Genomic DNA, 605 nt, shown 5'->3' on the forward strand with positions numbered 1-605 from the left:
GGCAAGTCCAGCCTGGCCAACGCCCTGGCCGGGCGGACCCTGGCCGAGACGCGGGAGATCCGCGAGAGCGACGGCCGGGGCCGGCACACCACCACCGCGCGCGAGCTGCACCTGCTGCCCGGCGGCGGAATGCTCGTGGACACGCCGGGGATGCGGGAACTCGGCCTCTACGACGACGCCGAGGGCGTCGACACCGCCTATGCCGACGTCGCCTCGCTCGCCGCGGAGTGCCGGTTCCGGGACTGCGGGCACCGCTCCGAACCAGGCTGCGCCGTCGCTGCCGCCCTGGACGACGGCTCGCTGGACCCGGGCCGCTATCGCGCCTGGCGCAAGCTGCAGGCGGAGGCGCGCCGGCAGCTGCTCCGGGTCGACGCCCGGGCCCGGGCGCAGGAGCGCGCGCGGCTGCGCACCTTCTCCCGCGCGCTGCGGGAGCAGCCCAACCGTCCGCGCTGACCCGGGCCCTGGGTAGTTTCGCCCCGTGCGCGTGGTCGTGATCGGTTCCGGTGCCCGGGAGCACGCCCTGTGCGTGGCGCTCTCCTCCGACCCCGCGGTGAGCGCGCTGGCCTGCGCACCCGGCAACGCGGGCACCTGCTCGGTCGCGGAAC

Annotated in this window: 1 protein-coding gene and 1 pseudogene; both read left to right on the plus strand. The window is 76.7% G+C overall.

Features of this window, described 5'->3' with window-relative positions; all coding sequences use genetic code 11:
• Window positions 1–453 (plus strand): ribosome small subunit-dependent GTPase A (gene rsgA / locus E6R62_RS38335; RefSeq protein WP_136217998.1); only part of this gene is annotated, 453 nt, incomplete at its 5' end.
• A gap of 25 nt (window positions 454–478) precedes the next feature.
• Window positions 479–605: pseudogene (locus E6R62_RS38340) on the plus strand (phosphoribosylamine--glycine ligase N-terminal domain-containing protein); the annotation flags it as partial.

The sequence above is a fragment of the Streptomyces sp. A1136 genome, assembly GCF_004795055.1.
Classification (GTDB): domain Bacteria; phylum Actinomycetota; class Actinomycetes; order Streptomycetales; family Streptomycetaceae; genus Streptomyces.